We start from the raw sequence: 21,395 nt of genomic DNA on the forward strand, positions 1-21,395 counted from the left end.
ACAGATTGACTGTTTCTCTTTTTATTTAGAAGGTTTTGACACCTGAATCTATAAAGAAAGTATAAAATCTTTACATGAATAAATCGCTTTGTAGCGGGTATATCTATGTCTGGCTTCACGAACTAGCTTTATCGGCAATAAGCAAAAATATTTCGAAATTTGAGAAGCAATTTAGAAATATTTTGGTCTTATTGCTCAAAAGCTGAGCGAGTTCGCGAAGCCTTTCTTAATTTTTCCGATAGACTTCCGTCATGTAAACGAATACAATTGCATTAACGCTAGTTTTTAGTTTGCGATTGTGGAGGCGAAGAGATGGAGTTTATTGGTGTTTTGTGTCTGATTTTAGTGTGTGTCACTGTTGCGAGCCATTTTTCGCGAAGGATCGGCATACCAGCGGTGATCGGGCAGCTGCTCGTGGGGATTCTGCTGGGAAATGGGGGACTGAAAATCGTCCATCCAGATATTCTGGTGACGGATTTTTCTGAGATCGGAGTCATTTTACTGATGTTTCTTGCAGGGATCGAAAGTAACTTGCCGCTGCTGCGAAAGTATTTTCGGCCGGGGGTGTACGTGGCTTTGCTGGGGATTCTATTCCCGTTGCTACTGGGAACCGGCAGTGGCAATCTCTTTGATATCCCATTTAACCAGTCCTTTTTCTTTGGGTTGATTTTGGCGGCAACGTCTGTCAGTATTTCGGTCGAAGTTCTGAAGGAATTAAAAGCAGTCAACACGAAGGAAGGTTCGACGATTCTAGGAGCCGCAGTCGTTGATGACATTTTGGTGGTCTTGATCGTTAGTCTGTGTATGCCCTTATTGGGAGTTGAAAGTACCAGCGACCGATCTCTTGGCTTCATGTTGATTGCGCAGGTTCTCTTTTTCATCGCGGTCTTCTTCTTGATTCGCTGGGGGGCGCCTTATTTGATGGAGTTGAGTAAAAAAATATTTGCTCAGTCTTCTGTGATTATCGTTTCTTTGACGTTGTGTCTGAGTATGTCTTATTTGGCTGATTTCATCGGACTAAGTTCAGTGATCGGAGCGTTTTCTTGCGGGATTGCGATTGGTCAGACGAATGTCTGGAAAGATGTGCGATACAATATCGAGGCGATCGGCTATGCCGTGTTTATTCCAGTCTTTTTTATCAGTATCGGTTTGGAAGTGACCTTTGATGGTCTGACTAAGCAGTTGCTGTTCATCATTGTTTTTACCGCCATCGCCATTTTTTCAAAGCTTTTGGGCGGATTTCTCGGAGGAAAGCTGTCGGGCTTTGGGAATCAAAGCAGTTTGATGGTGGGTTCAGGGATGGTTTCTCGCGGAGAAATGGCTCTGATCATTGTGCAACTGGGCTTTCAGGCGCATTTAGTAGTTGGAAAACACTATTCTTCTATTATTTTGGTCATCCTGTTTACGACCTTATCATCGCCATTTTTACTAAAATATTTTACGAAAAAACTGTATTCATAAAAAAGGCCTGTCACGTTTAAAGCGTGGCAGGCTATTTCTTTAGTCTTTGGCGAAAGAAATCACTGGGGACAATAAGAGAAAGCTGATCACCGTACCTTCTCGCACCATCAGGGTCAAATGGAAGGTAAAAGTCAGCAGCAAAGCGATCGCAATACAGAATAGATCAATGCTGTAGCGGTAAAACTTGAAGCTATAAGTGGTTCGTTCAGCTAAAAATAAACAAAAGGTCTCGATCGGGAATTTAAGCAGCTGATATTTCAAAACTTTTCCCGTCCCGATCCCGGCGATGATCGTCCCCAAAATGAACAGCAGGCATTTTAACAGATAAGAATGGAGCGTAAAAAGCGGGAAAACAAAATAGGTAAACAGATTGATCGCTGAGCCGAAAAACAATAAAGCAATGCTCATCGTCAGATAGTTTTTCAGCTTAGGCTGCCGATCCAGCAGTAAACAGCTAATCAAAAATAAGAAATTCAAGATAGCAGTGATAGTCCCGATTTTGATCTGGCTAAATTCAGCCAATGTAGCATTCAGCGAGTTGAAGCTGCTGACGCCGATGCTGGCTTTCAGTGTTAAGCTGATCCCAAAAGCACTCAGCAGATAGTAAAAAAAAGAAAGAGTTAAATTTTTTCGATTCATCATGATTGTTCCTCCGATAACTAATTGATAGGATGAGTATGCCGGAAATAAAAAATGACAACTAGGAGATATAGCCTAATTAGGAGAAAAAATGAAAAAAGAAAACTATGATGAATCAAACAAGCACAGCTTGAACCACCTGCAGCTACCATTTTTGACTGAGACGATCTTAAGGCAAAGCTTCATAATCGACTACGACCGCAACGAAAAAATCGTTAGTCAGACGACTAAACTAGATTATCTCTATATTATATTGGAAGGAAAAGCCCGCATCATTCAACAGGAAGCGAATGGAAAGAACCTGATCCTGCAGTTTCTTGAGACCGGTGATTTTATTGGGGAGCAGACGCTGGTGAAGGCAGAAGCAATGCCCAAAGATGTGATCGCGATCGATTCTGTTCGCTGTTTGGCGATTCCGATGGGAGTGGTGGAAAGTACTTTAATGAAGCAGCCCGAATTTCCGACCTTTATCGCTCAGTACATCGGAAAAAAACTTCTGCTGCGAATGACGCATTTTTCAAATGCTCAAACCTTTGAGTTAAAATATCGTCTAGCGGCATTATTAGTAGAAGTTGCCGTAAACGATCAATACAGCGAAAACAACACACAAATCGCCGATTATTTAGGCGTCAGCTACCGCCATTTAACACACACTTTCAAATACCTGCGGGACAATGGGTATATTGAAAAAAACAAAGGCGGATATTTAATCGATCAAAAGAAGCTTCATGAGCTGATTCGAGCGGGGAATGAAGCTTAAAAAACATGAAGAATAGACACTTGATTTGTGAAAGAGACGGACTCGTCTCATGAACAAACAACCACAAAACAAAAGCCGAACGACTTTGCAGCTATCAAGAATGATAGTACAAGGTCGTTCGGCTATTTAGCGTTTTATAAAGATTACCAGCAGGTCGCTTAAAGAAGATGCAGATTGTTAAATGAAGCACAAGAACTTCAGTCTTCCATGAAATTGTTGATCTTAAAAAAAACTATTTCTCCGTATACTTAAGATATCAAATGAATAATAAAAAAATTATAAAATGGATTGGACTTTCAATCGAATTGGTTAAAAACTTTTTAAAAACTTAAAATTTTTGTTTTTTAAAAATTAGCAGGTATTAGTTTTGGTCTACATGTATTCTGTCTCTTATACACATCTAGATGTGTATAAGAGACAGAAATAGTTGAGCTTCCTAAAACTAATTCTGCTATTGGGATTGATCTCGGTATAACTGATTTTGCTATTTTTTCTGACGGTCAAAAGATCGATAATAATAAATTTACGTCAAAAATGGCAAAAAAACTAAAACGTGAACAACGTAAATTGTCGAGACGGGCATTACTAGCTAAAAAGAAAGGCATCAATCTCTTTGAAGCAAAAAACTATCAGAAACAAAAACAAAAAGTTGCTCGCCTGCATGAAAAAGTAATGAATCAACGCAACGACTTTCTGAATAAATTAAGTACAGAAATTATCAAAAATCACGATATTATCTGTATTGAAGACTTAAATTCAAAAGGTATGTTACGTAATCATAAACTAGCTAAAAGTATTTCGGATGTATCGTGGTCTAGTTTTGTGACTAAATTACAATACAAATCTGATTGGTACGGACGTGAAATTATCAAAGTAGATAAATGGTTTCCTTCCAGCCAAATTTGTTCAGAATGTGGGCATAACGATGGCAAAAAGATGCTCGAAATCCGAGATTGGACTTGTTCTGTTTGTCATGCTCATCATGACCGAGACATCAACGCAAGCATCAATATTCTGACCGAAGGACTACGACTAAAACAATTAGCATAGATACAATCAAGAACCGTAGGAACTACGGGGATAGCTTGGTAAATAAGAGAAACCGCTGTGAACAAAGAAATACGTTCGCAAGTAAGCTCTATTCCCAAGAAGCTCCCACTTCAAGCGTTAAGAACCGTTAGGTTTAGCTAAGTGGTGAGTAGTTCACTGGTTATCCTGATCTGGATTGGAGAAAATTCCGAGATGTTCGCAGAATCAATTGATCATAGCGCACTATTCTCGGTATTGATTTTGACAGAACATCCAGCAGTCTGAAAGCTCTTAGATAGAAACAAATTCCAACGCGATTTACAAATGAAACCATTTACACTCGAACTTGCTGATAGTAGACTTGAGGTAAGAATAAATAGGATGTGATGGAATGGATATCAAAGCAATCGTACTGGATATTGATGGTACGCTATTAACCTCAGAAAAAATCATTTCAGAAAAAACTAAACAGGCCTTGATCGCGGCTCAAGAAAAAGGCATCAAGGTGATTTTAGCTTCAGGACGCCCAACGACGGGGATGTTTGAACTGGCAGAAGAGCTGGAAATGACAAAATATGAAGGCTATCTCGTTTCTTATAATGGTTCGCAAGTAACGGATTACCTAACAAAACAAGTTGTTTTCAACCAAGCGATGAGTGTCGAAACAGGACAAGCGATCTTAGATCATTTGAAACATTTCGATGTTTTGCCGATGATTGACAAAGAAGACTATCTTTATGTAAATGACGTTTACAACGGGACGCTCCATTTACCTGATGGTGATTTCAACATTATTGAGTATGAAGCTCGCGGCGGTAACTTTAAGCTTTGTGAAATCGACGATCTGGCAAACTTCGCTGACTTCCCGATCAATAAAATTTTGATCGCAGCGCAACCGGAATATCTACAGGAGAATGTTGAAGCAATCTATGCGCCATTTAAGGAAACAGTCACTGCCGCATTTTCGGCTCCCTTCTATTTTGAGTTCACAGATAAAGGAATTGATAAAGCCAAAGCGTTAAATACTGTTTTCCCTGAATTAGGCATTCATTCTTATAATATGATCGCATTCGGTGATGGCCATAATGACCGTTCGATTATTGAATACGCCGGAATCGGTGTCGCTATGGGAAATGCTGTCGATGATTTGAAAGAAATAGCCGATGACGTGACCCTTTCATGTGACGAAGATGGGATCGCGGTTGGGTTGGAGAAATATCTTTAGTTTGCACAAACAAGCTAGGCAATTACATGCCTAGCTTGTTTTTTGCATTCTGAGTGATTTTATTGCTCGTTTTCTTTTCTTTCTTCTAACTCAGCTTTGATCTTCGGATAAATTTTATCTAAATTGTAAAACTGCATCGTGATAATTGAGCATATAATCAAAATCATTGGAACATACAGATACATGGCTTGAATCGCGAAAAGTGCTTTCCCATTTTGAATTGCCTCACCTGGCTGGTACATTCCCCAAGCAAGTAAAGCGCCAGCTAATCCGCCAGAGATTGCCTGCGCGACTTTCCCTAAAAATCCATTGATGGCTGAAAGTGAACCAGAGACATTGACCCCAGTCTTCCATTCGCCATAATCAACCGGATCTGCCTGCATCGAAAAATAGATGCTTTCCTTTATTCCGTAGCCGATCGCTGAAATAAATGCACCAAACAAAATACCGGATACTGCCTTATCAGCGAACATAATAATTACCAATCCAAGTAATTGAATACTGGAAGACAACGTATAGAGATTTCTCTTCCCGATTTTTTTGGCTAAGATCGGGACGAAAAAGTTTGCGAACATTGGAACGATCGACATAATAGTTGCGACGGTGATCGAGAGTGCTTTATTTCCAACAACAACTGTAAAATAATAAACCAATGCGCTTGATTGAATGAAGAAGCTGGTCCACATAAAGAGAATATTAACAGCAAAGATCAACCAAGGTTTATTTTGCTTTAAAGAGTGAAAGACCGTTTTCAGCGAAATGCTTTTTGATCCTTGGGCCGGCAATTCTCGCACGCTAAAGAAGGTGAAGAAGAATAAAAGACAGCCGACGATCCCAAAAATTCCCATAACAATCTTGAAGCCAACTCTTTCATTACCATTTCCGAAAAATGCCACTAAAGCCAACGCTGTCGAGCTTACGATCGTTGCTCCTAAAAAGGCAAAGAATTTACGCGACGTCGATAGTGCGGTTCTTTCCTCCGTATCATTCGTAAGACTAGGCAAGATCGAAGCCATCGGAACATTTACTAAAGTATAGGCCAATGATAAACCGAAATACGTCACATAGGCATAAGCTAACTTTCCTGAAGCTGAAAAATCAGGCACATTGAAACAAAGAAACGCAAAAAGAGCAAATGGAATCGCGCCGAAAAGAAAATATGGGCGTGATTTCCCCCATCGTGTATTGGTGTGATCAATCAAATAGCCTACCAGCAAATCCGTAATACCATCCACAAACCTAGTAACAACGAACATCAAACTAATGGATGCAGCATTCAGATGCATAATATCGGTATAAAAGTACAAAAGATACAGCGAGATCATTTGCCAAATCAGATTGCAGGCCAAATCCGACACGCCATAACCAATCCGCTGCTGCCACTTCATTAGCCGCTTTCTTTTCAATTGATTCGTTTGTGTAGTTTCCATAATAATACTCCTTTTTATAACCATGACATTTCTTACAAACGACGTGTTAGCAGATGGCTCGAATACTAGCTGCTTTTTCGAGCCATCTTTATCCAAAGACAACTGTCTTTACTTATTTGCCAACAAATATTTCCCAATCAAATAGGCCGGTGTACAGCTCCAAGCATGACAATAGCTGTTGAGGATCGGGCTGCCATAGGGGGAGAACTCTAGATCTTCTGGCTTAAAGGCTTCCCAAAAAGTGTCTGCTCCAAGCTCGATCATTTTTCCCCAGTAGTCTTTCATCAACTTAATCGCTTCTTCTGAGCAATCGGCAATAAACAGTGCCTCTACAACATGGTGATACATATAAGGTGTCGCGATTCCTTTTATGGGAAAATGATTCTTCATCATTTCTCGCATAATGCGCTTATTTGTCCTCTTATCAAAGACTTCCGCCAAGACCATCCAAACCTGACTTGCGACATTCACTTCATTCGTTCCTTCGATAATGAACTGTTTTTGTTCAGTATCAAATAAGGCTTGTTTGGAAAAATCAACCATCTTATTTAACAATTGTTGATAGTGTGCTTTTTCCGATTCATTGTAGGCTTCTGCTAATTTTAAAAATCTTTTCAAGGTATAAATCATGATGGCCTGTCCAGCCGTTGATTTTTCGAAATCATTGGACCAATCGACAAAGACCGGCCAATCTTCTGTTAAAACTAATCGGCCTTGACTATCCACTTGCTCAAGCGCTAAATCGACAGCTTTTTTGGCGATGGGATACAGATTTTCTAAGGCATCATAATCTTTTGTGTGCTCAACATAATCATATAGCGAGGTCACGAAAAAGAGACTGTAGTCAAATAAGAACGTGTCATCCGGTGTCAGCTCTGGCTCTGTGAACACATTCGCCGGGATTTTCCCATCATTTGTACGCATGCCGCCAAAAAGATATAAGCAGCGCTTAGCCAAAAACAAATCATTGAAGGTGTAATAATTTGCTAAAGCCTGCAAACGCAGATCCCCCAGCCATAATCGGCGATCTCGTTTCGGGCCATCTTCAAAAACAGTCTGCATACAATCCAGCAGCGTCTTTACAGAGACATTGTAGATTGCTTTCAATTCCTCATCTTCAATAGTGACAGCTGGCAATTGATCCATTGAAACCGAACTTTTAGCGACAAACAACGGATTACTGAAGCTTGCTTTCCACTTAGGCGAAGTATCGATGACCGTCAACTCCACATAGCGGCAGCTATAACGCCTAGGTAATTTCAATGTTGCAGGCAATACATCTAGGTGGACATACTCTTCTTGAATCCATGATCGCGATAGCCAACCGTCATAATCCGCTGAATCGGCATACAATTCTGATGGCACCTCCGCAAATTTCAATCGTAAATATAGCGGTGCATCCATCGGTGACCCGACCGAAGCGATATCAACACTAAATTGCCCGACATAGTGATCCCCTAAATCTAAAATCAACGACTCATCTCTGCCAAGTGAGTAATCATTTAATGACAAAATATTCTTTTTGCTTTCGCGTAATTCAAAGTCATTTGCTCGCTGATCTTCAGGAATCCGCTCCACGATCCGAATTGGTCGAACTTCTGTTTCAAGCAATGCAGGAATATTCGCCTCTGCTCGTTCTAATAAATTTTTATCATAATCCCAAACCACATCATTATTAATTTGAAAGGTAAAAGCCATGCTCATTCTCCTCACTAACTCTCTTTTTATTGCACTGTGACATCGGTATCTTGAATAGCCTCGACGTTATGATTCTCAGACGTTCCATATTTTTTCTGCAATCTCATCATGACGATCCCAGCGATGGTCGCTAACAGGACGATTCCTGCAAATCCAATCATTGATGATTGGATGCGATCCGGCATCACCAAGTAAGGAGTAACAAAAGCAAAAAGTCCGCAGCATAATCGTGAAAAACCATTGATGAAGCCTTGAAGCGATGCTCTAGTTTCAGCAGGAAATGATTCTTGGGTCCACACTTTATAAATCGCTTCACCAGCTAATGGATTACCGAAATTATAAAAAGCAATCGTAATAGCTAAAGCGATAAAGCCAGCTCCGCCGCCGATCAATGCCATGCCTACCATCGCCGCAAATTGTACGAAAGCACCGATGAAGAAAGCCTTGTTGCGGAATTTCCCACCAGAAATCGATGCAAAAACAATCGTAGTAGCTAAAGAAACAATGTTTAGCACGATTCCCAATCCAGTAGCTTGGGTTTGAGTTGCGCCAGCATTTGTTAACGCATAGGTCTGGAATTGACCCCATGTATTTGCCAATAAATTCCAACACACATAAAAAGTAATAATGGCTAAGAAGAACCCTAAATATTTATTTTTGTTCTGACCAAAAAGCACGGTTTTAAAGGACACCTCTTGGCCTTGTTCAGTAATCGTCTTGTTAGCCGCTTGGCGGGCATAGCCTTCTTCATGGAAGGTTTTGAACTTCGCTGAAAGTGTCCGCCATAGCCAGGTCACTACTGCAAAGCCGAATAAAATAGCAAAAACGATCCGCGCCCCCAGAACACCTTCGATCCCAGAAAGTAAGAAGGAACAGATATAAGAAATAAAAACACCGATTTGCCAAAAGATTTGTGTCGAAGAAACCAGCTTAGCCGATGTCGTTTCATCTGGTGCATCATGGGAAACCACAGTCAAACTAATTGGTAAATCTGCTCCAGATGACGCTCCCATAATGATCACTCCTGCTAACAGCATCAAGAAACTATTGGAAAAAATACAGATCGCCGCACCAATCGCATAAAAAAGATTTAGCCAATTAAACGATCGAATCAAGCCGAATCCTTTACTGATATTTCCTGCAAACATCGAGCCAAAGGCAATCGCAAAAGTCAAACCACCTGAAAGAATCCCAACCTGTCCAGTCGTTAATTCCAACCCCTTTTGCCAAACAGGAATCGTCGCAGACAAGCCGACGATACAGCCTGACCCCAACATAGAACCTATTCCAGCCGCAGTCGCCAAAGGTGAATACCTTTTCACTAATGAATTTGTTGAATCATTTTTTTTACTCACAATCACACACTCCATTTCATCTTTCTAATCAGCTGATCAACTTACGAGCTAATTGTAAGCGTATTACACATTTCCAACTATGGTCTAACGACAGATGTTTTTTATCCAAACTACAGAAAAAGACTTTCCTTCAAAAAAGGAAAGTCTTTTAAATTTCATTTTTAATTATCTGTGTTTTCACTTGCTTCGGCGTCTTTTCGGTGAATCTAGCAAACAATTTGTACAGTGAAGGCAATGAATAGAAACCAACTTCATAGGCGATTTCTTCGATACTTTTATCCGTTTCCTTCATCAGCTCCAAGGCCGTCTGATATTTGGCAGAATTGATTAAATCCTGAAAGGTCCTGCCAGTTTCCTTTTTCAATTTATTTCCCATATAGTTTGGATTATAGCCAAACTCATCGGCTAAGTCTTTCAAACTAAGGTGTCTAAAATGAACATCGATATACTTTAAGATATTGATGATTTCTTCATCTTTTTTCTGGTAATTATCTAAGCTCTCCTCTTCGATCATTCGTGTTAATTCAATCAATAGAAGGGACAACAATAAGTTGGCCGCGCGCATAAAATACCTTTTCTTTTGAAAATATTCCAAGATTAGGTTATGAATGATCTCCTGAACCTCATCATTCATCCCACAATGAAAGTGAATAAAAGCATCATGTGCGCCAGATTTATTTGAAGCATTCATTAGAAATTCGTTGACTAATCCCGTCGATTTGACCATATTGATGATGATATCCGTTGTGATTGATTCATCCTTCAGCAAAATATTGATCAATAAATCATTTTGACCTAATGGATCAATTCGTTGAACGATATCCTTATCTAGCAAAATGATTTCACCTTCGTTCAACACCACTTTCTTCTCATTAACATACTGTGTGCAGCTTCCAGACAGCATATAGTTGAACTCCACAAATTCATGCGTGTGCTTGGGCATTTCTGAATACCGATGATGTTTATTAATGAAAATGTTGCCCTCTTTAAAAAAGCTGCTGCTTGGCATTTTAGGAATCTCAACTTCTTCAAAAGGCAGATGCTGATCATTGACATTATAGCCCTTTGTACGTTGGATCTTTTCGATTTCATTTTCATGCAACAGTAAATCCTTTAGTTCCTCTAGTTTCATTTGAGTTCCTCCAACTAGCCCTTTCACAAATAGTTAATAACCCTCTTCATAGAATAGCATCCACACTAATGAAAGAAAAAGTTTTTTATACACCAATGACTATTTCAAAAAATAAGGCTCCATACAAAACCTTGCTTTAAGTATTAAATATTCACTTCCGAATTCCCAAAATTCACAACAAAATCGATCCCTTCGACTCCGAAATACTCAGTAATTCGTTTCTTTAACTCCTGCATCGCTTGGTCAGCACGTTGGGCTTGCTGGGCATTGACTGATTCCATAAAGAAAATGACATCTTTCGTTGTTTCTGTCAGCATCGTTCGTTGCGCTTCCCGCCAGTTCAGGCAGCGGCAAATGGCTCCTTCATCATCGTAATAAATGATCTCACCAGGCAAGGCTGGCGCATCGGCATCAGCGCCTAACGGTAAGAAGGCTTCTCCACCGACAGCTTGACCTAAACGAAGATCTCCAGCTACCTTTTGCAAGTCCTCGCCCCCACATGGCACTGCAAATTCCAATGAAATACTATTATAAATATCTACTAGCGGGTTGATTTGGGAAAACTCACGATCCTGACTAACCCTTTTTAACAACGCTTCGATTGAAGAGCGGGCACCCTTTTTTGTTTTGAATTGGCTAAAAGCGCCGCGCCAATCTGCAATTACCGGATTTTGGCTGAAGGTTTCTTCCTGCAGAAATCCCTTCGCAGCTTCTTTTCCTTGCGCTAATAGATCAATCAAATAGGTATCGGTTTCCTGTGTTTGGTTATCTTTAATGCCTTTTACGATCAATAGGTTAATTTGTGCCTCGGGAAAAATTTCCCAGAATGAAGGTTCTGCGATAAATGTTGTCATATGATTACTCCTTTGTTTGTTTTAAATAAGGTCGCTTATTGCCCTTTTTGACGGATAGCCATTCTTCATCGATATTAGCGGTCAGGGTCTTCAAGGTTTTAGCAAATACCTCTACTTCCTGTGCGGATAAATTTTGCAGCGCGATTTGATTCGAATATTCGTTTTCCAGTTGGATAATTGGAGCGAGTTCTGCTCCTTCTGCGGTAACAAATAGACGACGGATTTTTTTGTTTTTCGAATCAGGCTTCTTCTCAATAAAGCCTTTCTCCTCCAACTTTTTAATGGCTCGGGCCGCAGTGGTTCGATCAACTTTGATCATCTCGGCTAATTTATCAGGAATGATGCCGGGATTCTCGAAAATTCGGGTCAGATACAGGTATTGTCCTTTGGAAAGCTGATACTCTTTAAATTCAATATTGGCGATAGAATCCAAGGCTCTGGCGATCTTGCCAATCTCTCTAAGAACATCGATCATTTTAATCCTCCTTATCCAAGTCATGCTTATCATAATTTATTTTTGTTGCAAATGCAACAAAATATTCAACGACAAAAAAAAAGCATAGAATGAAACAGCTTCTACACTTTCTTCGTTTTTTCGTTTCTTTTTTGAATAATTTTTTGTCCGAGGTTTGCCCAATCTAACGGGCGCGGAGGTGATAACCAAACAACACAGTCAATATTGTAAGCAATTCCTATATCTCTTGAGTCAGTCAATAAAATATCGGCGGTTTCAATATCGGTGATGATTCTAGCTCCGACTAGATGGAAAAAGTTTAGATTTTCCGTAATGAATTGGTTGTATAAATTGCCCAAGGAAAAATCAACATAGACATTGATCACCTCAACGAGTGTCTCTTTTGAAAAGGAATCTAAAATCAAAAATAAGTATTGGAAAAGGACCTGCTTCTTCTTACAAAATAATTCTGGTTCGCTATGTTGCAGCCCGGATATATACACACGACAAAATTCTAAGACAGCAGGATAATTTTGCTGGAAATAGATGATATTAATTTCCGGTTGAATGGTTTCGCTTGCTTGACTTGTTTCCAAAAATTGAAAATGCAAAAAATTGCTTTGCTCCAAGAACTGCTCGTGCTTTTCAGGCATCTCCATTAATTTGGGAAAAGACTCGATCAGCTTCGTCAATAAATTTTGGCTCCAGTTCAGAATCTGCTTGTTTTCCCGCAGCTTCAATTTTTTCCCCAGCTCTTCTGACCGAGAATAATAAAAACTCAAGAAAGCGCAGACTTCTGCTTCCCGCGCCTCAGCAGGAACACGAACAAAGAAACTATCCGTCAATTCTTCTTTAATGTCTTCCATTGATAGGACATTTTTATGATCCTCTTCGACAAATTTTTGTTGGCGAATTCTTAGATCGGTTACGTATAAATAGTGCTCTAAAGCCGTTTTTTGATGAACGGTCAGCTTCGTGTCCTTCAATTTCATTTGCTTAGCCTGAACAAAGCTCCTTGTTTGATCAAAAATTTGTAAATTGCATTTATAGATACGAGAAAACAGCTCCGTCAGAAATAAACGAACGTTCTTTTCACTTTCACCAATGAGGCGGAATTTTTTATCGATCGAAAGCTCATAAGCTGCAAGGTATTTATTTAACAGCTTGTAATTATTGTAGGCGATCGGATAACTGAGCAGTGTCTTCTCCGAGAAATCATTCAGCGATTTGAACTTGCCTAAAACAGCTCCTAGTAAAATATTAAAGCCGGTTGATTCTGCTACATAGTTTTCTAGAAGGGTTTCCGAGCTGGCCGTTCCGGTGATCTCCAGCTGTACAAAGGGTTCCTCTAAAAACACATGGATCTCCTGAGTCAAACCATATTTTTCCAAATCCTGGATTAATTGTTCAATGGTACTTTTAAGCACAAAATTTGAAATCGCCAAATGATCCATGATTTCTTTTTTGGATAGCGCAAAATAGGAGCTGCGCTCTAATTGCTTTAAAAGCTGGTATTTCCGCCATTCTTCTTTTGCTAGTAAATTTTCAAGCAAAGTGTTCACTCACCCTTGATGTTAAATTTCCATTGGATTTACCGTACAAGACAACACCTGACAGCAGATAAGCACTTTGAGCAATATCCGCAAAGTCATTGGGTGCACCGCCCGATCCGCCGCCACTATCAGGCGGAAGGATGGTCGTATTCTGCGAAAAAAAGAATTCATCGTCTAACATCAGAACTTGGTTCTTCGGATGTTCCTTGAACTTTGGCAGATAGGGATTTGGGATTGAGAAATCATCGTCTTTGTCCGCTTGCTTCAAGCCATTTTTAGGCAGCAAGTTGGCTGGCTGCCCTTCACTTTGAGCAGGATCATTTTGAGCATCGTCCTCTTCCTTGTTTTGCATAGTCACTTCGGATTTGGATTCTTCTGAAGAATTTGACTCAGCTGATTGTGTGGTTGAATCATTTTCCACTAAATAATCACTCATATCGTGCTCTTCATTAGGTATTGGAGTAATCGTATTCTGCGGGTCCAGCGGGTCATAGATGGCCGTGTTTGCAAAAACATCTTCTGAATATAAAAAGATCGATGCTCCGATGGCGACCAACAATGAACGGGTCCATTTTTTCTTCATCCCATCACTCCTTTTTGTAATTTACTGGCTGATCTTAGTAATGAGTCTTATTCCGATTAACAAGCTGACTAGATACAGAAGCACTACACCGATACAATAGATCAGATTTTTTTGCTGATTTTTTTTCTGGATCAGTTGCGTCTGCTGCAATAGTTTTTGCCTGCTTTTCTTCGTTGGCTGCTGAACTAATTCTCCTTTAACCACAAACCGCTGTTCGGTATGGGTTGGTTTGTCACAGGTGATTAGTGTGATTTCCGCTTTGTTTCTGTTTTCCAACACCTCAAGCTCGGTTTGCTGGATGAGCTTGGTTTGACTAACTTTATATTGATAGAATTGATTTTGATATTCCAAATAAATCGGGTCGCCAACTGCTGCATTCAGCAACTTGCCAAACAGCAGATTGTTTTGCCCTAAATGATGTCCAATCACAACGATATTTTGCTTTTCCGCTTTTCTTTCTGGAAAAAGCATCCCTGCGCCAACCAAAAGCTGCTCATTCGTTACACCTGAAAAAAGCGGCAGGCTGATCTCGACTTTGGGAATAATAATCTGACCGGTTGAATAAAATGTTTGCTTGTTTTCAAAGGCTAATACATCTGTCAAATCGGGCGGCTGAACCGCTTCTAAAGAAACATTTTCCGAAACATCCCCCGTTTCGATTGGTTTGATCGAAACGGTTTGGGTTCGATAAATAATTAATACTTGTTTCATAAACGGCAGAAACAATAGCGTGATTGCCACACAATAAATCAAAATGAGGCTAAACCGGATCTTTTTTGTCATTTTTCTTCTTACGCCAAACGATGAATAGGATGATCACTACTAATAATAAAACCCCAATCAGGATATACAGCCATGTGTAATCTTTTTTGATCGTGACATCTGAATCGTTCAATTTCTTCGCTACCTCGGCCTTAATCTCAAAATCCTTTTCCAATGACCAATGGTATTGGTAGCTCTCTTCCTTTGAACTGCCCTTTGCTTGGAATTGATAGCTTCCGGCTGGATCTTGTTGACCGTAGGCTTCGATTTTCATCGTGTATTTCCCAGCCTTTAGACGATCCCCTTTTAACGGTACGGATAAATTGAAGTTAGAATTCGGCGCCATCTGCATGTCAGACTGCTCATCTGTATAGAGTGCTTCAGTGCTGCCCTTTTTAGTGATCGTTGTTTTAGTCGCTAATTGATTCAAATAGGTCGCGTTGGGATTTTGCAGATTTCCTTGGATGACATTGCGGGCATTGCGCTGATTTGGACTCACGTTTTGCAGCTTCAAGTCTGGAGCGCCGTTATCAGTTGTTTGGCGCATCAACAGGGCTACGACATAGGAATACTCGTTTTTGATCGCTAGACCCTTGTCATTTTTATCCGAAGAAGCGCTTGTTTTGTCGGTTGTTTTTTCTTTAAAGGTGATACCGCCAGCGATCACACCAGCAAATTTTTCATTCGGCATATGTATTTTTACTTTGTATTCGGCCGCAGATTGCGGTTTTAGGGTGATTTCTTCTGGTGCCTCGACATAATTTTTTATATCGTATTTTAGTGTTTTATCCGCTTTGATCGCATTTTTGCTGTACTCGACTACACCGTTGCCATTGGTTGTCGCACTATTGATTTGAGCCTCTACGACTACTTCTTTATCGGTATCATTTCGCAGATCGACGGTCAATGTCTCCTCTTGATTTGGCGCCAATAATAAATCAAAGTACGTTTTTTGCTTGTCGATTTGGTTTTCTGACGGCTTAGGTGTTACCGCAAAATTGAATTCCGAAGCAAAACTTGGTGTCGTCATCATTAAACTACTAAAAACAGTTGCCGCTAGTATCGCCATTTTTCTAAATTTCATCGTCTCGTTATCCTCTCAGTGAAAGAAAGGGATGTTTCCAGCATCCCTTTTTTCCTTCTTATTAATTAGTTTCCTGGTGTGTCGCTAAGTACCCAAGTAAATGTTGTTGAATATTTTTTAGCATATTTCGTAGTTGAACCTGGCACACTTAATTCAATACTGTCAGCTGCTGTCGCCGCATTGGTACCCCAATCAAGCAAGTAAGTCCCAGAGCCTTGTCCATCTTTAGCTGCCATAACATCCTTCAAATCACCTGATGGATCTGCCACGATTGTTGCTTGTCCAGTTGGTTTTTCTGAGTCAGAAGCCGTCACGACATTTCCGTTTTTGAAGGTAATCTCAGCACCAGTTAATTCATCAGCATCCGCTGTTTGGAACTGACTGTTTTGCTTCATTTGTAAGGTCCAGCCTTTTTCTGTTCCGCGATTGTCTGTTACTTGGACAAAGTTCGGTCCGGTCTTCTCTACACTATCTTTATCGATGTATTTTTGGGCCTTTGCTTTATAGACTTCATCTTTAGACGTGATCTTTTGTGTACCAAAGTCTAGGCTTGACGCATAATCGATCGATAAAGGTCCTGCTGTTCCTGGTTTTGGACCCGTTGGATCAGTTGGATCGACTGGGTCAACCGGATTGGTTGGGTCAACGGGATCGACCGGATTCGTCGGATCAGTATTTGGTGTAAAGGTAATCACACCATTTGAATCATAATCGCCGCCGTCTGCCGCAAATGTTGTTGTAGTGCCTAATGTTACTCCTGCTAAAATAGCTGCTGCTAAAAATAAAGAACCAAATTTTTTCATGTTAAGTAATCCCCCTAATTTATATTAATTTCCTGGTACGTCAGACAAGCTCCATGTCAATGATGTGCTGTATTTCACAGCATCTTTAGGTGTGCTGCCGGGCACTGACAAGGTAACTGCTTTCGTCACTTCAGCATCGACTTCGTTTCCGTCTTTATCCGTTTCTTTGACTGTTTCAACTGTTCCCCAACGATCTGAATAAGTTCCAGCCCCTTGATCAACTTTCGCCGACATTACTAAGCTTTCGGTTCCTGCAGGATCTAGTTCGATCGTTGCAGCGGCTGTTGGAAATACTGCGGTTGAGTTGCTGTTAACTGTTGGGCTGACAAGTTTCACTTCTGAGCCTGTCAAAGTATCATTCAAAGTACCTGTTGCCTTGAATTGACCATTTTGTTTAACCTTCAATGTCCAACCTGCGTTATTCCCGCGGTTGTCAGAAACTTGAACATAGTTTGGTGTTGCCGCGCGGCCGTCTTTGAACTGTTGCGCTCTTGCATAGTAAACTTCATCTTTATTCGTGATTTTATTTACCCCAAAGTCTAATGAGGATGCATAGTCGATGGATAACGGTCCATCTGTTCCCGGATTTGGTCCAGTAGGATCGGTTGGATCGACTGGCTCCACGGGATTTGTTGGGTCAGGATCGGTCGGATCAACGGGTTGAGTCGGGTCCGTATTGGGAATGAACTCCACCACGCCGTTTGAATCATAATCTACAGATGCTGCATGTGAAGTCAGTGCTCCAACGGTTGATAGCGACAGTGCTGCTAAAGTGGCAACTGTCATAAGTCTTACTTTTTTCATAATTTCTCTCCTCACAATAATGTTTTATTTAAGGTACGTTTTTTAAACTCCAAGTCAAGGAAGTTTGATATTTTTTTGCATATTTTACTGAACTGCCGGGAACGGTCAGTTGAACCGAGCGTCCGCCACTGGACTCATCTGAGCCAAAGCGATAGAGCCATGTACCGATCCCTTTTTCGCTGTTGGCAGTCACGACATCGATCTCCGCATCCAACGGCATTTCGATCGTTGTGCTGGCAGTCGGCGCATACGTACTTGAAAGATTGGAAATCATTTCGCCGTTTTTGAATTGTAATTCGGCGCCTTCAAGCTTTTGTGCTTCTGACGTTTGAAACTGCCCATTTTGCTTCACACTCAATTGCCACCCTGCTCCGGTTCCTCGAACATCCGTCATCTGAACATAGTTGGGACCTTTTTTCTTTGTCCCGTCAAAGTCGGTATATTCTTGTGGAAGAGCATAGTAGGTTTCATTTTTAGTAGAAATCGCTTGATTGCCAAATTGAAAACCGGAGGCAAAATCGAGCGAAAGGCTTCCGCCAGTTCCGGCAGGCGGCCCTGTTGGATCAGTAGGATCAATGGGTATCACCGGTTTGGTGGGATCTGGCAGCAGTGGATCAAGCGGTTTGATTGCTGAACCGCCGCCGCTTTGATAGTTCATATGCGTGTTTGTATCCTCGGCCTGCGCCATGATTCCGCCCGCAAAGATTGAAAATAGGAGGAGAAAACTAACAAATCGTATTTTTTTCAGTGTTCTCCACCTCCTTCAGTTTGAAAAAGAGAAGTGCCAATAAGGCAACACCAAGCAATGAAGTCAGCCCGCTAGAGGTATCTCCCGTCACCGGAAGAATGGCTCCCTCACCTTTATAAACAGGTAATGTACTTGCCAACTTGCTTGACGCAGCAGGTGCTGCTGGTTGGACCGTCTCATTTGCCGCTTCATTATCAGTTTCTGTTTTTTCAGCCGGCTTTTCCTTTTCAGGTTCTTCTTTTGGGTATTCATATTTTCCGTAAAACGCTGTGACTCCGTTACTATCATAATTAGCTTCTGCCGCAAAGACAGGCATAGTAGTAAAGAGCACCAGCATCATCAATAAACTATTTATCACGAATCGTCTCATCTACTCACCTAATTTCCTGGGACATCTTCTAGTTTCCATGACAATTTTCCTGAATAGTCGCCTACACGTTGTTTTTCGACTGGGACCGTCAGCTTAAATCCGTTGCTGCCTTGCCAATCGGCCGAGATATTTTTCGACCCGTCAGCAGTAAACTCTCCCGACTCAACAATTTGTGTCGCTGTCGTGATCTGCTTTTCGCCTAATTGAGACGTATAGTAAAGCGCATCCCCAAGTGAAATCGTGCCGTTTTTTAATTCTTCTGATTGGTTCAAGGTCAATCGCCATGGTTTTTTCGCCCCGCCGCGGGTATCTGAAACGACCAGCTCACCACTGATCGTTGGCCGATAGTTTTCGGTCTTGTTCGATACTTGATTGTCTCCAAACTCAAGACCGTCTGGAACCGAAGCTAAAGACAGGTAACCGACCACAGTAGCTTTTGTTGCTGCTTTGAAGGTTGCGTCACGATAGTTCATATCATTTTTAGGATTGATATTCCCGATTGCGTTATTCGTGCTTGGTCGCTCGGCTTCACTGAGGCCTGTAATCAAGCCGCTTTGATCTTGTAAGAAGAATTGGAGTACATCATCTTTTACAAGGTTCAAGCTGGAGATATCGATCTCCCATTTTCCATCCGCGCCGACCAGCTGACCGGCAATTCCCGATGGCTGATCATTAACGGTTAATGTTATAATACTGTTAGGCTCCCCAGTTCCCGTTAGTTTTTTAGTAGTACTTTGGATGGCGTCCGAATGGTCTACTTTAGCGGGTTCTGGTGGTGTTGCATCAATAACAGTTGTTTCGATTGGATCTGGCGTGATCCACGGTCCTCGTTCGGCAATACCAGAAATTTTTTCTCCGGCTTTTTGAAACTGGATCGGATCATTTGTATCTGAATAGGATACATAGCCGTTGGCATCTGTTGGTAAATCGGCTCTAACGTTTCCGTGAGTGTCCGTCAACGTGACCTTCGCCTGATTTTCTGAGGCATAGACTGGAATATACTTGATCTCCCCTGCGACCAAGCCGTTGTTATCAGGAACTTCCCCAATAATCACGCGCCCTTTGATCGTCTTATCCGCATCAGTCACCGCCGTCCACTCGATCTTAGGATTCTGATTCATCCCCGAAATCCGTCGATAATTCGCTTGCTTAAACTGGTCTAATCCAGCAACCGGTGTCGTAACGACCTCTCTCGTACCGCTTCCCACAACATTCAAATTAGGAACTTTCGCATACGTTTCACTAGAAGGTCCTAAAACAGGAATACCGACCTTCCATAAATCGATATCTGAATCGGAAATCGCGAAAGTGTTAGCTGAATAATTGATATAAGCAACATTCACAGCGGTCTGACTATTATTCAAATTTCGCAAGTCATATTGAGCGGGACTGTTTAAAATAAATGAATTTCCTGTGCGAACTACGCTCCCCGTTCCAAGCCCATCAGCCGAGATATTTATCAATGGTTGATTACTTGTTCCGATGACATAGAAATAGCTGCCTGGTTCCGCATTTAAATAGGTATTATTGTTACTAAAGGCTACTACCGAACCTGATGTTTGTTTACTCGTCAAATTTACGATTGCGCCCTTTTTAATCGTCATACCGGCGCCCGCATCGTCAAAACGTACCGCATTTCCTGGCATATCAACGTTGTAGGTGCTATTTTCCCCAACAGTCAACGAAAGATAATGGTGATACACAGCGGGATATGTTCGACCAGAGGTTTGTGTTTGACCAACATCAACACGACAATTTTTTCCTATCGTAAATTCTCTGGAAGCCCCAGTAGAACCAGCATTAGCTGCTTCGTTATACCAAAAAACTGAAAAATCATAATAGTTTACGTTTCCTTTATAAATTGTTTCGTCTTCCATAATGAGACTGCCCAAATAGAAGTTTTCTGCACGAGTATTGATATTCATATTTCCATAAACTCTTACTTCTGAATGAGAAGCCCTAGCTAACCGCTGTACACCCGATTCTGTAGTGATGTTTCCAAAGCGATATTTCCACTTAACACCATTTGCAGTAATCAAACGTGTACCAACGATATCTTCAGAATAAGCACCAGCATAATTTTGGTTTAAAATGATATCATGCATTTGGAAATATCCTATAGCATTTTTCGGCGAAGCAAGATAGATCGAGGAATCCTTAAAATTAACGCGATAGCCTTGTCCGTCAATTTCTAAATCATTTTTCCTTGCATAAGTGGAGAGTCTAACATCCGAGGCGTTGGGATTATCAAAACTAGCGGTTAGCGTAATTTTGGTAATATCCTCGTTTAGAATCGCATTCACAAAATCTGTCCAATTACTCACCTCAGCCTCATTAGCAGCCAGCAACTCAGCATCGGTCTTCATAGCCTTTTGCACATCATCCTTCGTTTCTGAGCTTTCGCTTTCTTGATCTTTGGCGGATGAACTTTCTGTCATGCTTTTTGTTTTTTCCGTTTGTTCACTTTCAAATTTTGACTCAGAATTGTAGCTTTCTTGAATATTTTCTTCCGTTGAAGTGGTATTGGTAGTCGCTTCTATGTTTTGTTTATTACTCTGCTCTATTTTGTCAGTCATATTTGACGAAGAAGTTGACGCCTCTTTAGCCTCTGCGATAAAAATGTTGCTATTCGGAAGCAGAATGATTAATAA

At 40.9% G+C, this 21,395-nt stretch carries 19 protein-coding genes and 1 pseudogene; 4 read left to right on the forward strand and 16 right to left on the reverse strand.

Translation table 11 applies throughout. The annotated features are described in order from the left end of the window. The first annotated feature begins 312 nt into the window (after positions 1 to 312). On the forward strand, positions 313 to 1,461 hold the full coding sequence (locus A5875_RS22635; protein ID WP_088935807.1) for a cation:proton antiporter: 1,149 nt from the start codon (positions 313 to 315) through the stop codon (positions 1,459 to 1,461). 39 nt (positions 1,462 to 1,500) lie between these two features. Here the strand turns inward: A5875_RS22635 and A5875_RS22640 are convergent, their stop codons facing one another. Next, on the reverse strand, positions 1,501 to 2,100 hold the full coding sequence (locus A5875_RS22640; RefSeq protein WP_088935876.1) for a YczE/YyaS/YitT family protein: 600 nt from the start codon (positions 2,098 to 2,100) through the stop codon (positions 1,501 to 1,503). 91 nt (positions 2,101 to 2,191) lie between these two features. Here A5875_RS22640 and A5875_RS22645 point away from each other — a divergent pair, with 91 nt between their 5' ends. From A5875_RS22645 to A5875_RS22655, 3 genes and pseudogenes are all read left to right on the forward strand, one after another. After that, positions 2,192 to 2,860: a cyclic nucleotide-binding domain-containing protein gene (locus A5875_RS22645; protein ID WP_088935808.1), complete on the forward strand. Its 669-nt coding sequence runs from the start codon at positions 2,192 to 2,194 to the stop codon at positions 2,858 to 2,860. A gap of 420 nt (positions 2,861 to 3,280) precedes the next feature. Next, a pseudogene (locus tag A5875_RS22650) lies at positions 3,281 to 3,910 on the forward strand (RNA-guided endonuclease TnpB family protein); the annotation flags it as partial. 370 nt (positions 3,911 to 4,280) lie between these two features. After that, a complete protein-coding gene (locus A5875_RS22655; protein WP_088935809.1) occupies positions 4,281 to 5,114 on the forward strand; it encodes a Cof-type HAD-IIB family hydrolase in 834 nt (277 codons plus the stop codon). A gap of 59 nt (positions 5,115 to 5,173) precedes the next feature. Here the strand turns inward: A5875_RS22655 and A5875_RS22660 are convergent, their stop codons facing one another. The 15 genes from A5875_RS22660 to A5875_RS22730 all read right to left on the reverse strand — a co-directional run bounded on the left by A5875_RS22660 (position 5,174) and on the right by A5875_RS22730 (position 21,389). After that, complete coding sequence (locus A5875_RS22660) at positions 5,174 to 6,544, reverse strand: MFS transporter (protein ID WP_088935810.1); 1,371 nt, start codon at positions 6,542 to 6,544, stop codon at positions 5,174 to 5,176. Between the two features lie 108 nt (positions 6,545 to 6,652). Beyond that, on the reverse strand, positions 6,653 to 8,242 hold the full coding sequence (locus A5875_RS22665) for an alpha-L-rhamnosidase-related protein (protein ID WP_088935811.1): 1,590 nt from the start codon (positions 8,240 to 8,242) through the stop codon (positions 6,653 to 6,655). Positions 8,243 to 8,268: 26 nt separating this feature from the next. Next, positions 8,269 to 9,597 carry an MFS transporter gene (locus A5875_RS22670; protein ID WP_088935812.1) on the reverse strand — a complete coding sequence of 443 codons (1,329 nt, stop codon included), beginning with the start codon at positions 9,595 to 9,597 and terminating at the stop codon, positions 8,269 to 8,271. A gap of 148 nt (positions 9,598 to 9,745) precedes the next feature. Then, positions 9,746 to 10,729, reverse strand: coding sequence for an AraC family transcriptional regulator (locus A5875_RS22675; RefSeq protein ID WP_088935813.1), 984 nt, complete (start codon positions 10,727 to 10,729; stop codon positions 9,746 to 9,748). Positions 10,730 to 10,872: 143 nt separating this feature from the next. Continuing rightward, on the reverse strand, positions 10,873 to 11,583 hold the full coding sequence (locus A5875_RS22680; RefSeq protein WP_088935814.1) for a B3/B4 domain-containing protein: 711 nt from the start codon (positions 11,581 to 11,583) through the stop codon (positions 10,873 to 10,875). A gap of 4 nt (positions 11,584 to 11,587) precedes the next feature. Next, positions 11,588 to 12,058, reverse strand: coding sequence for a MarR family winged helix-turn-helix transcriptional regulator (locus A5875_RS22685; protein WP_141108380.1), 471 nt, complete (start codon positions 12,056 to 12,058; stop codon positions 11,588 to 11,590). A 101-nt stretch (positions 12,059 to 12,159) separates the two neighbouring features. Beyond that, a complete protein-coding gene (locus tag A5875_RS22690; RefSeq protein ID WP_088935815.1) occupies positions 12,160 to 13,590 on the reverse strand; it encodes a helix-turn-helix domain-containing protein in 1,431 nt (476 codons plus the stop codon). Beyond that, positions 13,583 to 14,173: a hypothetical protein gene (locus A5875_RS22695; protein WP_088935816.1), complete on the reverse strand. Its 591-nt coding sequence runs from the start codon at positions 14,171 to 14,173 to the stop codon at positions 13,583 to 13,585. The genes A5875_RS22690 and A5875_RS22695 overlap by 8 nt, the downstream gene beginning before the upstream one ends. 21 nt (positions 14,174 to 14,194) lie before the next feature. Further along, positions 14,195 to 14,956 carry a class A sortase gene (locus tag A5875_RS22700; protein WP_088935817.1) on the reverse strand — a complete coding sequence of 254 codons (762 nt, stop codon included), beginning with the start codon at positions 14,954 to 14,956 and terminating at the stop codon, positions 14,195 to 14,197. Then, the gene (locus A5875_RS22705) at positions 14,934 to 16,019 is read right to left on the reverse strand and encodes a DUF916 and DUF3324 domain-containing protein (RefSeq protein WP_088935818.1); all 1,086 of its coding nucleotides are present in this window, start codon (positions 16,017 to 16,019) and stop codon (positions 14,934 to 14,936) included. The genes A5875_RS22700 and A5875_RS22705 overlap by 23 nt, the downstream gene beginning before the upstream one ends. A 65-nt stretch (positions 16,020 to 16,084) precedes the next feature. Continuing rightward, the gene (locus A5875_RS22710; RefSeq protein ID WP_088935819.1) at positions 16,085 to 16,822 is read right to left on the reverse strand and encodes a WxL domain-containing protein; all 738 of its coding nucleotides are present in this window, start codon (positions 16,820 to 16,822) and stop codon (positions 16,085 to 16,087) included. Between the two features lie 24 nt (positions 16,823 to 16,846). Further along, positions 16,847 to 17,626 carry a WxL domain-containing protein gene (locus A5875_RS22715; RefSeq protein WP_088935820.1) on the reverse strand — a complete coding sequence of 260 codons (780 nt, stop codon included), beginning with the start codon at positions 17,624 to 17,626 and terminating at the stop codon, positions 16,847 to 16,849. A gap of 28 nt (positions 17,627 to 17,654) precedes the next feature. After that, complete coding sequence (locus tag A5875_RS22720) at positions 17,655 to 18,314, reverse strand: WxL domain-containing protein (RefSeq protein ID WP_088935821.1); 660 nt, start codon at positions 18,312 to 18,314, stop codon at positions 17,655 to 17,657. 37 nt (positions 18,315 to 18,351) lie between these two features. Continuing rightward, positions 18,352 to 18,744 carry an LPXTG cell wall anchor domain-containing protein gene (locus A5875_RS22725; RefSeq protein WP_088935822.1) on the reverse strand — a complete coding sequence of 131 codons (393 nt, stop codon included), beginning with the start codon at positions 18,742 to 18,744 and terminating at the stop codon, positions 18,352 to 18,354. A gap of 8 nt (positions 18,745 to 18,752) precedes the next feature. After that, positions 18,753 to 21,389, reverse strand: coding sequence for a pectate lyase-like adhesive domain-containing protein (locus A5875_RS22730; RefSeq protein ID WP_441316230.1), 2,637 nt, complete (start codon positions 21,387 to 21,389; stop codon positions 18,753 to 18,755). Between the last annotated feature and the right edge of the window lie 6 nt (positions 21,390 to 21,395).

This window comes from Enterococcus sp. 3H8_DIV0648, from assembly GCF_002140655.1.
Lineage (GTDB): Bacteria > Bacillota > Bacilli > Lactobacillales > Enterococcaceae > Enterococcus_A > Enterococcus_A hulanensis.

What these genes read in the sequence shown, in the direction of transcription:
- A5875_RS22635 (WP_088935807.1), top strand. Translation starts at nt 313, where the DNA reads ATGGAGTTTATTGGTGTTTTGTGTCTGATTTTAGTGTGTGTCACTGTT.
- A5875_RS22640 (WP_088935876.1), bottom strand. Translation starts at nt 2,100, where the DNA reads ATGAATCGAAAAAATTTAACTCTTTCTTTTTTTTACTATCTGCTGAGT.
- A5875_RS22645 (WP_088935808.1), top strand. Translation starts at nt 2,192, where the DNA reads ATGAAAAAAGAAAACTATGATGAATCAAACAAGCACAGCTTGAACCAC.
- A5875_RS22655 (WP_088935809.1), top strand. Translation starts at nt 4,281, where the DNA reads ATGGATATCAAAGCAATCGTACTGGATATTGATGGTACGCTATTAACC.
- A5875_RS22660 (WP_088935810.1), bottom strand. Translation starts at nt 6,544, where the DNA reads ATGGAAACTACACAAACGAATCAATTGAAAAGAAAGCGGCTAATGAAG.
- A5875_RS22665 (WP_088935811.1), bottom strand. Translation starts at nt 8,242, where the DNA reads ATGGCTTTTACCTTTCAAATTAATAATGATGTGGTTTGGGATTATGAT.
- A5875_RS22675 (WP_088935813.1), bottom strand. Translation starts at nt 10,729, where the DNA reads ATGAAACTAGAGGAACTAAAGGATTTACTGTTGCATGAAAATGAAATC.
- A5875_RS22680 (WP_088935814.1), bottom strand. Translation starts at nt 11,583, where the DNA reads ATGACAACATTTATCGCAGAACCTTCATTCTGGGAAATTTTTCCCGAG.
- A5875_RS22685 (WP_141108380.1), bottom strand. Translation starts at nt 12,058, where the DNA reads ATGATCGATGTTCTTAGAGAGATTGGCAAGATCGCCAGAGCCTTGGAT.
- A5875_RS22695 (WP_088935816.1), bottom strand. Translation starts at nt 14,173, where the DNA reads ATGAAGAAAAAATGGACCCGTTCATTGTTGGTCGCCATCGGAGCATCG.
- A5875_RS22700 (WP_088935817.1), bottom strand. Translation starts at nt 14,956, where the DNA reads ATGACAAAAAAGATCCGGTTTAGCCTCATTTTGATTTATTGTGTGGCA.
- A5875_RS22705 (WP_088935818.1), bottom strand. Translation starts at nt 16,019, where the DNA reads ATGAAATTTAGAAAAATGGCGATACTAGCGGCAACTGTTTTTAGTAGT.
- A5875_RS22710 (WP_088935819.1), bottom strand. Translation starts at nt 16,822, where the DNA reads ATGAAAAAATTTGGTTCTTTATTTTTAGCAGCAGCTATTTTAGCAGGA.
- A5875_RS22715 (WP_088935820.1), bottom strand. Translation starts at nt 17,626, where the DNA reads ATGAAAAAAGTAAGACTTATGACAGTTGCCACTTTAGCAGCACTGTCG.
- A5875_RS22720 (WP_088935821.1), bottom strand. Translation starts at nt 18,314, where the DNA reads ATGGCGCAGGCCGAGGATACAAACACGCATATGAACTATCAAAGCGGC.
- A5875_RS22725 (WP_088935822.1), bottom strand. Translation starts at nt 18,744, where the DNA reads ATGAGACGATTCGTGATAAATAGTTTATTGATGATGCTGGTGCTCTTT.